14 protein-coding genes are annotated in these 13309 nt (G+C 67.1%); 9 read left to right on the top strand and 5 right to left on the bottom strand.

The window, feature by feature from the left end:
* Positions 1-33 precede the first annotated feature (33 nt).
* Both QM712_RS30875 and QM712_RS30870 read right to left on the bottom strand, forming a co-directional pair.
* Positions 34-852, bottom strand: a complete 819-nt coding sequence (locus QM712_RS30875) for an inositol monophosphatase family protein (RefSeq protein ID WP_415026932.1) — start codon at positions 850-852, stop codon at positions 34-36.
* On the bottom strand, positions 839-2236 hold the full coding sequence (locus QM712_RS30870; protein ID WP_415026931.1) for a TldD/PmbA family protein: 1398 nt from the start codon (positions 2234-2236) through the stop codon (positions 839-841). Before QM712_RS30870 ends, QM712_RS30875 begins: the two co-directional genes overlap by 14 nt.
* A gap of 275 nt (positions 2237-2511) precedes the next feature.
* Here QM712_RS30870 and QM712_RS30865 point away from each other — a divergent pair, with 275 nt between their 5' ends.
* Positions 2512-3030, top strand: coding sequence for a DUF6101 family protein (locus QM712_RS30865; RefSeq protein WP_415026930.1), 519 nt, complete (start codon positions 2512-2514; stop codon positions 3028-3030).
* A 113-nt stretch (positions 3031-3143) separates the two neighbouring features.
* On the opposite strand, the gene ubiA is transcribed toward QM712_RS30865, so the two are convergent.
* Positions 3144-4100, bottom strand: a complete 957-nt coding sequence (gene ubiA / locus QM712_RS30860; protein ID WP_415026929.1) for a 4-hydroxybenzoate octaprenyltransferase — start codon at positions 4098-4100, stop codon at positions 3144-3146.
* Positions 4101-4236: 136 nt separating this feature from the next.
* Positions 4237-4887 (bottom strand): hypothetical protein, encoded by a 651-nt coding sequence (locus tag QM712_RS30855; protein ID WP_415026928.1) that lies wholly within the window; start codon positions 4885-4887, stop codon positions 4237-4239.
* Positions 4888-5097: 210 nt separating this feature from the next.
* On the opposite strand from QM712_RS30855, the gene QM712_RS30850 reads away from it, so the two are divergent.
* The 6 genes from QM712_RS30850 to QM712_RS30825 all read left to right on the top strand — a co-directional run bounded on the left by QM712_RS30850 (position 5098) and on the right by QM712_RS30825 (position 11040).
* Entirely contained in the window at positions 5098-5853 is a 756-nt protein-coding gene (locus QM712_RS30850) for a 16S rRNA (uracil(1498)-N(3))-methyltransferase (protein WP_415026927.1), read from the top strand.
* A 126-nt stretch (positions 5854-5979) separates the two neighbouring features.
* A complete protein-coding gene (locus QM712_RS30845; RefSeq protein ID WP_415026926.1) occupies positions 5980-7134 on the top strand; it encodes an ATP phosphoribosyltransferase regulatory subunit in 1155 nt (384 codons plus the stop codon).
* Positions 7131-8108 (top strand): ATP phosphoribosyltransferase, encoded by a 978-nt coding sequence (hisG, locus tag QM712_RS30840; protein WP_415026925.1) that lies wholly within the window; start codon positions 7131-7133, stop codon positions 8106-8108. The genes QM712_RS30845 and hisG overlap by 4 nt, the downstream gene beginning before the upstream one ends.
* Before the next feature lie 86 nt (positions 8109-8194).
* Positions 8195-9241, top strand: coding sequence for a glycosyltransferase family 2 protein (locus QM712_RS30835; RefSeq protein WP_415026924.1), 1047 nt, complete (start codon positions 8195-8197; stop codon positions 9239-9241).
* Positions 9238-10083 carry a ChbG/HpnK family deacetylase gene (locus QM712_RS30830; protein ID WP_415026923.1) on the top strand — a complete coding sequence of 282 codons (846 nt, stop codon included), beginning with the start codon at positions 9238-9240 and terminating at the stop codon, positions 10081-10083. The genes QM712_RS30835 and QM712_RS30830 overlap by 4 nt, the downstream gene beginning before the upstream one ends.
* Positions 10084-10209: 126 nt before the next feature.
* Complete coding sequence (locus tag QM712_RS30825; RefSeq protein WP_415026922.1) at positions 10210-11040, top strand: DUF2076 domain-containing protein; 831 nt, start codon at positions 10210-10212, stop codon at positions 11038-11040.
* 106 nt (positions 11041-11146) lie between these two features.
* On the opposite strand, the gene QM712_RS30820 is transcribed toward QM712_RS30825, so the two are convergent.
* Positions 11147-11947, bottom strand: a complete 801-nt coding sequence (locus QM712_RS30820) for a L,D-transpeptidase (protein ID WP_415026921.1) — start codon at positions 11945-11947, stop codon at positions 11147-11149.
* Here QM712_RS30820 and QM712_RS30815 point away from each other — a divergent pair.
* Both QM712_RS30815 and QM712_RS30810 read left to right on the top strand, forming a co-directional pair.
* Positions 11940-12197: a hypothetical protein gene (locus QM712_RS30815; RefSeq protein ID WP_415026920.1), complete on the top strand. Its 258-nt coding sequence runs from the start codon at positions 11940-11942 to the stop codon at positions 12195-12197. The two genes, QM712_RS30820 and QM712_RS30815, sit on opposite strands and share 8 nt — an antisense overlap.
* Before the next feature lie 60 nt (positions 12198-12257).
* The gene (locus QM712_RS30810) at positions 12258-13037 is read left to right on the top strand and encodes a protein phosphatase CheZ (protein WP_415026919.1); all 780 of its coding nucleotides are present in this window, start codon (positions 12258-12260) and stop codon (positions 13035-13037) included.
* Positions 13038-13309: the final 272 nt, after the last annotated feature.

Genomic DNA, 13309 nt, shown 5'->3' with positions numbered 1-13309 from the left:
CAAAGCAGTATTCGACAAGCACGACGAAAGCGCTCAGGGCAACGGACGGCTTCGGAAATGCGCGACTATGCTCGCATGACGATCGCGCCCCGCTGCCACCAGCACCCCGTGCGTCACTTCCCGGCGGTTATAGAGGATGGGATCTCCGGAGAGGTCGCTCATCCTACCATCCGCTTCCTGCACGATCAAATCGGCCGCCGCAAGGTCCCAATCGTGACTGTTGCCCCCCGCAAAAGCCGCATCCAGCGCGCCATGCGCGACCCGGCACAGCCGCAGCGCGAGCGAACCGATTCGCGGATGCAGCCTGATCTCGCCGCCGGCGGTATTGAGCCGCTCGACCATGGGTTTCGGGCCGGCCATGCGGGAGAAATCGAGCGCGGATCCGCCCGCCGCCCGCACCGGCCTGCCGTTGAGCGTCGTGCCCTGCCCGCGGGCGGCGAAGAAGAATTCGTCGCTCGTCGGGGCGAACACCGCGGCCAGGACCGGCGAGGCATCCTCGACCAGCGCCACACTGACGCACCACTCGTCATGGCCGTTGAGATAGTTGCGCGTGCCGTCGATGGGATCGACCACCCAGGTCAGGCGCCGCGACAGCCGCGCCGAATCATCGACGCTCTCCTCCGACAGCCAGCCATAGTCCGGCGTGGCGGCGCGCAGGCGCGCTTCGAGAAGGTCGTTGACCGCGATGTCCGCCTCCGACACCGGCGAGGACGCGCCTTTGATCCACTTTTTCAGTTCGGTTCGGAACATCGACTGCGCCAGCGCACCGGCGCCCCGCACCGAGTCTTTCAGCAGCGTTGCATCGCGCGTCAGGATGGTCCGGTCCGGAGAATGCGCGTCAGCGTCCGCCAAGCGTCAAACCCTCGATGCGCACGGTCGGCGCATTGATGCCGTAGCGGAACTCGAGATTGTTCGCGGGCTGCATCGTCTTGAAGATCTCGAACAGATGGCCGGCGATCGTGACTTCGCTGACAGGATAGGTCATCTCGCCGTTCTCGATCCAGAAGCCGGAGGCGCCGCGGCTGTAGTCGCCCGTGACGCCGTTGACGCCGGAACCGATCAGGTCGGTGACATAGAAGCCCTGCTTGATGTCGGAGATCAGCTCGGCCGGCGTCGGCGTGCCGGCTTCGAGATGCAGATTGTAGGGCCCCGGCGAGGGCGAGGACGAGACGCCGCGATGGGCATGGCCGGTGGTGGTAAGGCCGAGCTCGCGCGCGGTCGCGCAGTCGAGCAGCCAGGTGGTCAGCACGCCCTCGTCGATCAGCGCGATCTTCTTTACCGCGACGCCTTCGGCATCGAAGGTCTGCGAGCGCAGGCCGCGCTTGCGCAGGGGATCGTCGACGATGCGGATGTTCTTGGCGAACAGCTGCTGACCGAGCTTGTCCTTCAGGAAGCTGGTCTTGCGCGCGATCGAGGCGCCGTTGATGGCGCCGACGACATGGCCGACCAGCGAACCCGCGACGCGCGGATCGAACACGACGGGCACCTTGCAGGTCTCGACCTTGCGCGGATTGAAGCGTGCCACCGTGCGCTCGCCGGCGGAACGGCCGACGGTTTCCGGCGACAACAGGTCGGCGGCATGCGGCGCCGAGGTGAAATCATAGTCGCGCTCCATGCCCGTGCCTTCGCCGGTGATGGCGGTCGCCGAGATGCCCTGGCTGGAACGCAAGTAGGAGCCGTGGAAGCCCGTGCTGGTCACCAGCACCATGCCGCCCATGCCGGCGGAGGCGGAGGCACCGCCGGACTTGGTCACGCCCTTCACGCCGAGCGCCGCGGCCTCGGCTGCGAGCGCACGGCGCTCGAGTTCGGACGTCGCGGGCACATCGGGGTCGAGCAGATCGAGATCGGGGAAATCGCGCGCGAGCAGCGCGGGATCGGCAAGGCCGACATATTTGTCGACGGGCGCGACCCTCGCCATCGCGACGGCGCGTTCCGCAAGCTTGGTCACGGCATCACCGCTGACGTCGTTGGTCGAGACCGCTGCCTGGCGCTGGCCCACCAGGACGCGCAGGCCGACATCGTCGCCCTCGGACCGCTCGGATTCCTCGACGCGGCCGTCGCGCACCTCGACGCCTTGTGAGATGCCGCGCACCGCGACCGCATCGGCAGCATCCGCGCCGGCGCGCTTCGCCGCCTCCACCAGCCGCTGCGCAAGATCGGACAGCGCGGACTGATCGAACAGGTCGCGGTTGGAAGTGGACGAGAGCGTCGAGCTTGCGGATGGTGAAGAGTTCACGAACGAAATCCTGTCGGGATTGGCGGTTTCGGGGCCGGAACGACCAAGTCCACCAGATGTGCCCAATCAGCGCGGACTTCAAGCACTTTCGGCCTGCAAAAAGCTCAGATTCGACGCACCCGCGCAACGTCTCGTCAATCATGCGCGCCAAGCTCTTGTCAATCATGAGCGGCGGTGACCGCCGATTAACCAGCCTTTTTAAGCGGTTTCGGCGAGGCCCGCGCTAAGGTCCTCGCATCGACCGGGAACATAATCCCGGCGGGGAGACTAAGGCCGTGAGGCGTCAAACAGCTACATGCGGGGTCGCTCCCGCCGGGTCGAGCCGCTCCCTGCGGCTCGACCCACTTTCCCTTCCAGTCCGCTTCGACGCGCACGATCCGCGCGCCGACGGATATGTCCGGCAGATCGAGCTTCATCGCGAGCGCGTCGTGCTGCGCCGTGCCGTCCGCGGCATGCAGATGGCGATCAACGTCCGCGTCAGCGACTTCACCGGCATTGCATTGCGTGGCAATGACGAGACGCAGACTCTCGTCCTCGTCCATCGCGATCCCTCGCTCGCGGTTCCGCTGCTGATCAGCGCCGACAACGACGAGATCGCCGCGGCCTGGGCGGTCTGGAGCGAGCTCTTCGCGCTTCCGCAACTCGATGAAGGTGCGCGCCAGCCTGCGCCGCGTCGGCGCCGCTGCAACGCGATCCGCGCCCGCCGTCCGAAATTCCTGATGCGCCGCCGCGCCGGCATCGCGCGCGACCTCACCGTGCACAGCGGCGAGCGCGAGATCATCGCGCGGAACTAGAGCGCCCATCACGATGCCGCAGGAGGGCGACGCAAAAGCGCGCCCGCCTCTTCTATCTCAAGCTCGGAAACATGATGGGCACGGCGCAAGAACGCCTTTACCCATCCTGCGAGTCAAGCCGCCCGCATCGCCGCGTCGACCAGCAATCCCGCGAACAGCAGCAATCCGGCATCGCGGTTCGACTTGAATAGGCGCAGGCAGAGCGCGCCGTCGCCGATGTCCAGCCGCCTGATCTGCCACGCCAGATGCGCTGCGAAGGCGGCAAGGCCGAGCCAGGCGGGCCAGCGCGCATCGCCCGATGCGAGCGCGAGGCCGATCAGCATCACCGCGACACCGTAGAACAGGATCAGCGCCTGATGGGTGTGGGCGCCGAACAGGCGCGCGGTGGACTTGATGCCGATCAGCGCGTCGTCCTCGGCGTCCTGATGTGCGTAGATCGTGTCATAGCCGATCACCCAGGAGATCGATCCGGCATAGAGCACCAGCGCGGTGACGTCGATGTGCCCGAAGGTGACTGCAAAGCCCATCAGCGCGCCCCAGGAGAAGGCGAGACCGAGCACGATCTGCGGCCACCAGGTGATGCGCTTCATGAAAGGATAGATCGCAACGATCACCAGCGAGGCGATGCCGGTCAGGACCGCGAAGCGGTTGAACTGCAGCAGCACGACGAGACCGATCAGCGCCTGCGCGATCAGGAACACCAGCGCCTGGGTCGCGCTCACCTGCCCCGACGGCAGCGGCCGCGAGCGCGTGCGCTCCACCTTGGCGTCGAGGTCGCGGTCGGTGATGTCGTTCCAGGTGCAGCCCGCCCCGCGCATCACGAAGGCGCCGATGAAGAACAGGACGACGGTGAGCGGCAGATGCCGTACGTCATGCGCCATGCCGGCGGCGAGCGCCGCCGACCACCAGCACGGCATCAGCAGAAGCCAGGAACCGATCGGACGATCGAAGCGCGACAACCGCAGATAGGGCCGCGTCCATTGCGGCGCCAGCGTATCGACCCAATTGCCCGTGGAATCGGCGACGCGGGCGGACGCGCCGGTGCCGAGGTCTCGAAGTTCGTAGTTCATCGCAATGCAGTCCGGAACGAATTGCTCAAATGACAATATTACGCACTGAAAATACTACGAGCGTATTGCCCATCGAAGCCCCTTGCGGGGAGTCCGCAGCAATCACTCGGGGAACTTCAAATCGGCGGCACGTGCCTCAACGGGTCAGGACGTTGCCATTGAGCGTGTCGAAGGTGCTGCCGCCCTTCTTGCCGGCGTTGGCTTCGGGCGCCGAGCCTGAGCCCAGCACTTCGCTCAGCGACGGGCCGGCGGGACCGCGCTGCTGCATCTGCTGCGCGACGTTGCAGACCTTCTTCTGCATGGCCTCGGTGTTCTTGTGCCCGCTCTTCATCTGGTCGCCGATCTGCGGCGGGATTCCGCATTTGGCCGCGTGCGTCTCGACGTATTTGATCATCTTCAGCTCGGCCTGGCTGAAATTGCCGATCAGCTTGCAGGCCTCGTCCGGCGGAGCGTGACGGTCGCTCGCGGCCTTGATCAGCTTGCCGCGCTTCTCGGCTTCCTCGCGCAGCGGCATGAAGCCCTTCATGCAGTCCTCGCCCGGACCGCCCTGCGTCGGCGGCGCGGCGCCGAAGCCGCCGCCACCGATCGGCGCGGCGCCGTTCACGGGGAAGGACGATTGCGGCGTCGAGCCGACGGATGCGACCGGAGCCGAACCATTCACGGGCGGAAATGCGGGATCGGCCGCGGCCTGGCCGGGCAGCGGCGCCGGGAACCCTTGCGCATTGGCTCCAACGGCACCCAAGGTCACCAGGGCGGCAGTGATCGGAACCATCAAACGACGGATCATCAAGGCAGTCTCTCCGGCAGGAGCGTTACGAGGTTCGGCGTCTTTTCAACGGAAGCGCCACCAACGTGTTCGCGCTTTTACGATTCCCGCCAGCCCTTAACAACCCGTCGAATTGGGCAAGAGCGCGGCGCGGAGACGCACCCATTTGGCAAAATTTACCCCTGAAACCGCTGCTTTCGGCTAAGACGGCGGCAAATTGGACTTTTGACGATGCCCTCCCACGATTTTCGCGGCCCCCGCCTGTTCGTCGACGCCCCCCTTGCCCAGGACGCCAGGGTCGCGCTCGACCGCGACCAGGGCAACTATCTCGGCAATGTGCTGAGGCTGGCCGCCGGTGCCCCGATCCTGGCGTTCAATGGCCGGGACGGCGAATGGCAGGCCGCGATCGAGGGTCGCAAGCGGCCCGACAGCCTGGTGATCCTGCAGCAGATCCGTCCCCAGGATGGCCTCGCCGACCTCGCCTACGTCTTCGCCCCGCTCAAGCACGCCCGGCTGGACTACATGGTGCAGAAGGCCGTCGAGATGGGCGCCGCCACCCTGCAGCCGGTGCTGACCCGGTTCACGCAGGCCTCCCGCGTCAACACCGAGCGGATGCGCGCCAACGTGGTCGAGGCCGCCGAGCAATGCGGCATCCTGAGCCTGGCCACGGTCTCAGAGCCGCTGCCGCTGGAGCGCTTCCTCGGCCAGCGTGCCGCCGGCCGCCTGCTGGTGTTCTGCGACGAGGCGGCGGAGGTCGAAAATCCGGTTCTTGCCCTGCAGAACGCCCGGGCGGAAGGCGGCGGCATCGACGTGCTGATCGGTCCCGAGGGCGGCTTTGCCGAGGAAGAGCGAGCCCTGCTGCTGCGGCAGCCCAGGATCCTGCGGCTGGCGCTGGGCCCGCGAATCCTGCGGGCCGATACCGCCGCCGTCGCGGCGCTGGCGCTTGTGCAGGCGGCACTGGGTGATTGGGGCGGCGCAGCGGCCTGACGCTCCCCGCATTGGCCGGCTGTTAAGCGATTGATCCTTTGGAGGTCGAAACCGGTTTCGGGCCATGCTAAGGGCTGCGCGAATTCCTCCTCCCTGCCCGGTTCCACCGGGACAATGGACCCCGAGATGACCGCGACTGCCACCTCAAATGCTGACGGCTCCGCCGCCTGGGCGGATACGCTGCTCTTGTCGTTTGCGCAGGCCGGCTATGTCAGGGCCGAGCCCGCCATCCTGCAGCCCGCCGAGCCGTTCCTCGACCTCTCCGGCGAGGACATCCGCAAGAGCCTGTACCTGACGACGGATCCCTCCGGCGACGAACTCTGCCTGCGCCCGGACCTGACCATCCCGGTGGCGCGCGACTATCTCGCCTCGGGGCGCGCCGGCCAGCCGGCAGGATTCAGCTATCTCGGCCCGGTGTTCCGCTACCGCAGCGGACAGGCCAGCGAATTCCTCCAGGCCGGCATCGAATCGTTCGGCCGGCTCGACCGCGCGGCGGCCGATGCCGAGATGCTCGCGCTGGCGCTGGAAGCGACCGCCGCCTTCGGCGTGCGCGACGTCGAGATCCGCACCGGCGACGTGGCGCTGTTCAATGCGCTGCTCGACGCGCTCGACCTCTATCCGGTCTGGCGGCGCCGCCTGATCAAGGATTTCAACCGCAAGATCAGCCTGGAGCAGGATCTGGAGCGGCTCGCGCGCGCGACCGCCACCACCCGCAGCGAATATGAGGGCGTGCTGGCGGCGCTCGCCGGCTCCGACCGCAAGGCGGCGCTCGCCTTCGTCACCGACCTGATGTCGATCGCCGGCACCACCCATGTCGGTGGCCGCACCACCGCCGAAATCGCCGACCGCTTCCTCGAGCAATCGACCCTGAAGGGCGGCGCGCTGACGCGCGAGGCGATCGACGTGCTCAAGCGCTTCCTGTCGATCTCCGGCAATCCGGACGATGCGATCGCAGCCCTGCGCGCGCTCACCGCCGACGCGAAGCTGGACCTCACCGCCGCGGTCGACCAGTTCGAGAACCGGGTCGGCTTCATGGCGGCGCGCGGCATCGACGTGAAGCAGACGCGCTTCTCGACCGCGTTCGGACGCGGGCTCGACTACTACACCGGCTTCGAATTCGAGCTGCACCACAGGGGCAACGAGGCCGAGCCGCTGGTCGCCGGCGGCCGCTATGACGGGCTGATGACCCAGCTCGGATCCGCCGACCCGATTCCCGCGGTCGGCTTCTCGGTCTGGGTGGACGCGCTGACCCGGATCGGCCGCAAGGAGCTCAAGTCATGAGCGCGCCATTCGTTCTGGCCGTTCCCTCCAAGGGCCGCCTTCAGGAGAACGCCGAGGCCTTTTTCGCGCGGGCCGGACTCAAGCTGTCGAAGGCCGGCGGCGCACGCGACTATCGCGGCACGATCGCGGGTCTCGACAACGTCGAGGTCGCCTACCTGTCGGCGAGCGAGATCGCGGCGCAGCTGGCCCGCGGCATGGCGCATCTCGGCGTCACCGGGGAAGACCTGGTGCGCGAGAACATCGCGGATGCCGACGAACGCGTATCCTTGATCGAAGGGCTGGGCTTCGGCTATGCCGACGTCGTCGTCGCCGTGCCGCAGGCGTGGATCGACGTGCGCACGATGGCCGACCTCGACGACGTCACCACCGGCTTCCGCGAGCAGCATCACATGCGGATGCGGGTCGCTACCAAGTTCATCAACCTCACCCGTGCGTTCTTCTCGAGCCATGGCATCGTCGACTACCGCATCGTCGAGAGCACCGGCGCCACCGAAGGCGCGCCGGCGGCCGGCTCGGCCGAGTTGATCGTCGACATCACCACCACCGGCGCGACACTCGCCGCCAACGGGCTGAGGGTGCTCGACGACGGCGTGATCCTGCGCAGCCAGGCCAATCTGGTCGCCTCGAAGGAGGCCGACTGGTCGCCGGAGGCGCGGGAGACCGCGCGCGTCATCCTGGATCACATCGCCGCGCGGGCGCGGGCCAACAAATACCGCGAGGTCCGAACCCGCTTCCGCCAATGCGACGCGGCGCTGCTCGGCGAGGCCCACCAGCGCTTCGGCGTGGAGGCCCCGTTCGGCGAGCCCACATCGTCGGGCATGCTCACGCTGCACTGCCCTCCCGGCCAGCTCTATGCCCTCGCCAGCTTCCTGCGCGAGCACGGCGCCGAGACGGTCTCGGTGGTCTCGCTCGACTACGTGTTCGACCGGGAGAACCCGCTGTTCGCCAAACTCGCGGCGTTCCTGCGGCGCTGAGCCTCAGGTCCGTTCAGCGTAGCGACAGCGAGCGGCAGCTACCATATGCTGGTGAGAAGACCTAAACGCCTCTGGAACCTTGATCGATGACGCTGGGCTCTGACGTTTCCGCCCTGACGACCACTGCGGCCAGCGCCGCGGCGAAGGGACTGTCGATTGTCGTCCCCGTCTACAACGAGGCGGCGGGGCTGGTCGCCCTGCACCAGCGCATCTGCGAACTCGCGAAGACGCTGCGCCAGCGCTACCGCCTGAGCTGCGAGGTCGTCTATGTCGACGACGGCAGCGTGGATGCCACGCTGTCGATCGCGCGCGGGCTTCCGGCCGACGCGGTCGGTGTCCAGGTCGTCTCGTTGTCGCGCAATTTCGGCAAGGAGGCGGCCCTGATGGCCGGCCTCGACCATGCCCGGCTGGGCGCGGTGATGTTCATGGACGGCGACGGCCAGCATCCGCCCGCCCTGGTCGAGCAGCTCGTGCGGCACTGGATCGATGACGGCTACGACGTCGTCTACACCGCCAAGGCGCATCGCGACAACGAGACCTTCCTGCGGCGGCTCGCCGTGCACGGCTTCTACGCGCTGATCAACTGGGGCGCCCGGCAGAAGATCCCTGAAGACGCCGGCGACTTCCGCCTGCTGTCGCCGCGCGCCGTCGCGGCGCTGAGGCAGTTGCCGGAGCGCAACCGCTTCTTCAAGGGCCTCGCCAGCTGGATCGGCTTCCGCCAGATCCGCGTCGACTACGAGCCGGCGCCGCGCGCCCATGGCGTCACCACGTTCAACGCCGCACGCCTGCTCGGCCTGTCGATCGAAGGCCTGACCTCGTTCTCGGTGGCGCCCCTGCGCTTCGCCAGCCTGCTCGGCGTCATCCTCGCCGGCATCGCCTTCCTGTTCGGCCTCTCCATCCTCTGGGAGGTCTTCACCACCGGCAAGCAGGTGCCCGGCTATCCGTCGCTCGTGGTCGGCCTGATGACGATCGGCGGCGTGCAGCTCATCATGATCGGCATCGTCGGCGAGTATATCGGCAAGATTCTCTCCGAGCTGAAGGCGCGCCCGATCTATTTCGTCGCCGAACACAGCGAGAAGCAGCTCGAAGCCGACAAGGCCGACGACGCCCCGAACAGGACTGCGGCCGAATGAGCGCGGCCGCGACGCCGCGGCGGATCTGGCTCTGCGCCGACGATTACGGCATCAGCCCGGGCGTCAACCGGGCCATTCGCGACCTGATCGAACGCGGCCGCCTCAATGCCACCTCGGTGATGATGGTCGGGCCCGCGATCGCGCGCAGCGAGATCGAGGGGCTGCAGGCCGCCGCCAAGACGAGCCCGCGCTGCGCGCTCGGATTGCACGTGACGCTGTCGGCGCCGTTCCGGCCGCTGACGATGCATTTCCGCCCTCTCGACGGCGACATGTTCCTGGCCTTTCCGAAGCTGCTGCGCGCGGGACTGATGCGCCGTCTGGACAGCGAATTCTTCCGCAACGAGGTGAAGACGCAGCTGGCGGCCTTCGCCGAGGCTTTCGGACGCGCGCCGGATTTCGTCGACGGCCATCAGCACGTCCAGCTCTTTCCGCAGATCCGCGACGGCTTCGTCGATGCCGTCGGCGAGGTTGCGCGGAAGGCCTGGGTGCGCCAGGGCGGCCGCGACCTGCCGCTGGCAAAGCGGCTGGCTTCGCCGAAGGCGCTGGTGCTCGATACCTTGAGTGCGCAGTTCCGCCGCCGCGCCGGCAGCGCGGGCCTCTCCTTCAATCCCGCTTTTGCCGGCGCCTATGACTTCACGCGGGCGGCCGATTTCGGCGCGCTGATGCGGCAGTTCATCGACGGCCTTCCGGACGGAGGCCTCGTCATGTGCCATCCCGGCTTCGTCGACGACGTCCTGGCCGGCCTCGATCCCATGACCGACGTCCGCGAGCGCGAACATGCCTATCTCGCCAGCGACGCCTTCGTGCAGCTGCTGGCCGATCGCCACGTGACATTGGCATGAACGGCGCGACGGCGCGCCTCGCGAGGCAGCTTGTCGCATACGGAAATTTAATCCGGCAGCCACTGTTGGGGCCACAATGGAACCCTACATTTCCGTCGCGCTTGTTTTGCGCGAGGGAGACAGACCATGACGCCCCAGGAACGCCAACTCGTCGACGACCTGTTCGACCGGCTTTCGAAACTCGAAAATGCGCCGCGCGATCCCGATGCCATCACCGCGATTTCCGACGGCCTGCGCAAGGCGCCCGGCGCCGTCTACGCGCTGGTGCAGACCGTGCTGCTGCAGGACGAAGCGCTGAAGCGCGCCCATGCCCGCATCCAGGAGTTGGAGGCGGCGCACGCGCCCGAGCAGCCGCAATCCGGCGGCTTCCTCGACAGCATGCGCGACACGCTGTTCGGTTCGAGCCCCTCGCGCGGTTCGGTCCCGAACGTGCCGCCGCGCGACTCGCGCCCGGTCTGGAACAGCGGACAGGCGATGCAGCAGGCCCAGCCGGGTTACGGCCAGCCGCCCTACGGACAGGGTTACAACCAGGGTCCGGCTCAGGGCTCCCCGCCGATCGGCGGCGGCGGTGGCGGCTCGTTCCTCGGCACGGCGGCGGCGGCCGCAGCCGGCGTGGTCGGCGGCTCGCTGCTGCTCTCCAGCATCCGCGGGATGATGGGCGGCTCGCATCAGCAGGCGTTCGGCGACACCACCATCATCGAGGAACGCGGCGGCGGCAGCCCCTGGGGCGGCGGCGACCAGTCCGGGGGATCGCTTGCGCGCGATGCCGGCCTCAACGACATCGGCTCGAACCGGGATTCCCGCCAGGGCTTGTTCGACCAGGCGTCGAACGACGATCGCAACAACGATCAGGGCTACAGCGACCAGAACGACGACGACCGGGACGACGACAATACCGACATGGCCGACGACAGCGATTACGGCGGCGGCGACGATGGCGGCAGCGACTACGCGTAGCGCCGGCCCGCGACGACACAGACAGGAACGGCCGCCCGAGAGGCGGCCGTTTTTGTCTTCTTGACCTGACCTTTCGCCTTCTCCGCTGAGGGAGAGGGCGCGAGCGTCACATCACCACGACCCTGGTGCCGACATTGACGCGACCGTAGAGATCGATCACGTCCTCGTTGCGCATGCGGATGCAGCCGGAGGAGACGTTGGTGCCGATGGTCCAGGGTTCGTTGGAGCCGTGGATGCGGTAGAGCGTGGAGCCCAGATACATCGCGCGCGCGCCGAGCGGATTCTCCGGACCGCCTTCCATGTGACGGGGCAGATCGGGACGGCGTGCGATCATCTCCGCCGGCGGGGTCCAGTCCGGCCATTCGCGCTTGGCCGTGATCGACTTCACGCCGGACCAGGTGAAGCCCGGACGTCCTACGCCGATGCCGTAGCGCAGCGCCTTGCCGTTGCCCTCGACGAGGTAGAGGAACTTGTTCGGCGTATCGACCACGAGCGTGCCGGCGCTTTCCTTGCCGCTATAGTCAACGAGTTGTTTCTCGAATTTCGGATCGAACTGACGCTGGCGCGGATCGACGGCCTCGGGCTGGACCGCGGCATCCTGCATCTGCGGATCGCCCATCGGCGGCAGGCGACGCTGATCGTAATAGCCCGGCTGCTGCTGATACACCGGCTGCTGCGGGGCGTAGGCGGGACCGCGGCCGGGCCCGTCGCCGAACAGGAACTCGATGAAGCCTCCACCCATGTTCGCGTTGGAGGCGACACGCACCGGCGCCGGCGGCACCTGCGGCGCGTAGAGCACCGTGGGCGGATCGTTCGGCACGGCATTGTCGAAGGCTATGGCGCGGTCGGCGCCGGCAATGAAGGTGCAAGCGCTGCCGAGCAGCGCGACAGACATTTTCTTGAACATCGACGTACTCTGTACTGTTTCGTCAAGTTGCTTCGTCGAAGACGTCCGGCTGATCCGCGCCTGCGACGTGGTCAATAAAAAGCAAAAGCCGTTTCGTTTGGTAAACGGAAGCGCCGTTTCGATTCACCACGTCGCCAATGCGGGCGCAAATTGGCGATCAGCGTTTATTTTCGGTGAACACCGGACGCACGTGGTTAATCGCTGGTTTGCGCCGCGTCGCGCGCGTCCGCAGCGCCAGTTCCCGCCGTGAACCTCGTGTTAAATCGCTTCTGCCAAGAAAGGCGCGCAAGTGAGGTGGGGGAGTATCCTGATGGCTGTGCACCGCAAGCGTTTTCGGGTCGAGGAAATCATCGGCGGCGAGATGCCCGTTCTTGAAGACATCGACGAGGCGAGCCCGATGCACGGTGAGATCATGGCCGAGTTGCGCGCGATCCGCGCCCAGATGGCCAAGGGCATCGCGCCCATGTCCGGCAGCGCGGCCATGGCGGCGATCGACGCCTCCACCGCACAGGAGCTCGCCGACGCGCGCACGATGCTCGAGACCTACCGGGCGCAGATCGAGCAGTGCGAGAAGCTGAAGATCGAGCTCGACCTCATCCACGACGCCATCGACCGCACCAAGCGCGAGATCGCGGTGCTGCACGGCAAGAGCTTCAACGGCCAGGAGATGGCCAAGGTCAACGGCGAACTCGGCGCCGTGGTCGGCGGCACCGAGCAGGCGACCCAGCAGATCCTCGAAGCCGCCGAGTCGATCGATCAGGCCGCCAGCGCGCTGTCCAAGGTCGATTCGGTCGACCAGCAGAAGCGGCTCGCCGACGACATCCAGGAACGCGTCATCTCGATCTTCGAAGCCTGCAACTTCCAGGACCTGACCGGCCAGCGCATCAGCAAGGTCATGACCACGATGAAGTTCATCGAGCAGCACATCAACGCGATGATGGACATCTGGGGCGGCGTCGACGCGATCAAGGCCCATGTGCCGGCCCCGGTCGACACCCGCGACGAGGACGCCAAGCTCCTCAACGGCCCCAAGCTCGCCGGCGACGCGGGCCATGCCTCGCAGGACGACATCGACGCGCTGTTCGACTGAGCAGACCCGACGCAGAGAAACGCAAAACGCCGGCGCGAGCCGGCGTTTTTGTTTTTGGCGTCATTGCGGGGAGCGGAGCGACGAAGCAATCCAGACCGCCGCCACGGAGCGATATCCTGATTGCATCGCTATGCTCGCGATGACGAACAGCATGGCCGCGCCGCAATGGCAGGCAGTCCGCGCGGTGCCCCGATCAGGCCTTCGGCCCGCAGCGGACGTAGACCATGTTGCCGTAGCGGGTGGCGGCGTCCTTGTCGACGAAGCGGGTGATC

It is taken from the genome of Bradyrhizobium sp., assembly GCF_047605465.1.
Taxonomy (GTDB): Bacteria; Pseudomonadota; Alphaproteobacteria; order Rhizobiales; family Xanthobacteraceae; genus Bradyrhizobium.
Note: the sequence above shows the minus strand (reverse complement) of the source record. Positions and strands in the feature narration are given on the sequence as shown.

Excerpts from the sequence above, each read along its gene's own strand:
- ubiA (WP_415026929.1), bottom strand. The coding sequence starts at position 4,100 with ATGAACTACGAACTTCGAGACCTCGGCACCGGCGCGTCCGCCCGCGTC.
- QM712_RS30855 (WP_415026928.1), bottom strand. The coding sequence starts at position 4,887 with ATGATCCGTCGTTTGATGGTTCCGATCACTGCCGCCCTGGTGACCTTG.
- QM712_RS30850 (WP_415026927.1), top strand. The coding sequence starts at position 5,098 with ATGCCCTCCCACGATTTTCGCGGCCCCCGCCTGTTCGTCGACGCCCCC.
- QM712_RS30845 (WP_415026926.1), top strand. The coding sequence starts at position 5,980 with ATGACCGCGACTGCCACCTCAAATGCTGACGGCTCCGCCGCCTGGGCG.
- hisG (WP_415026925.1), top strand. The coding sequence starts at position 7,131 with ATGAGCGCGCCATTCGTTCTGGCCGTTCCCTCCAAGGGCCGCCTTCAG.
- QM712_RS30835 (WP_415026924.1), top strand. The coding sequence starts at position 8,195 with ATGACGCTGGGCTCTGACGTTTCCGCCCTGACGACCACTGCGGCCAGC.
- QM712_RS30830 (WP_415026923.1), top strand. The coding sequence starts at position 9,238 with ATGAGCGCGGCCGCGACGCCGCGGCGGATCTGGCTCTGCGCCGACGAT.
- QM712_RS30825 (WP_415026922.1), top strand. The coding sequence starts at position 10,210 with ATGACGCCCCAGGAACGCCAACTCGTCGACGACCTGTTCGACCGGCTT.
- QM712_RS30820 (WP_415026921.1), bottom strand. The coding sequence starts at position 11,947 with ATGTTCAAGAAAATGTCTGTCGCGCTGCTCGGCAGCGCTTGCACCTTC.
- QM712_RS30810 (WP_415026919.1), top strand. The coding sequence starts at position 12,258 with ATGGCTGTGCACCGCAAGCGTTTTCGGGTCGAGGAAATCATCGGCGGC.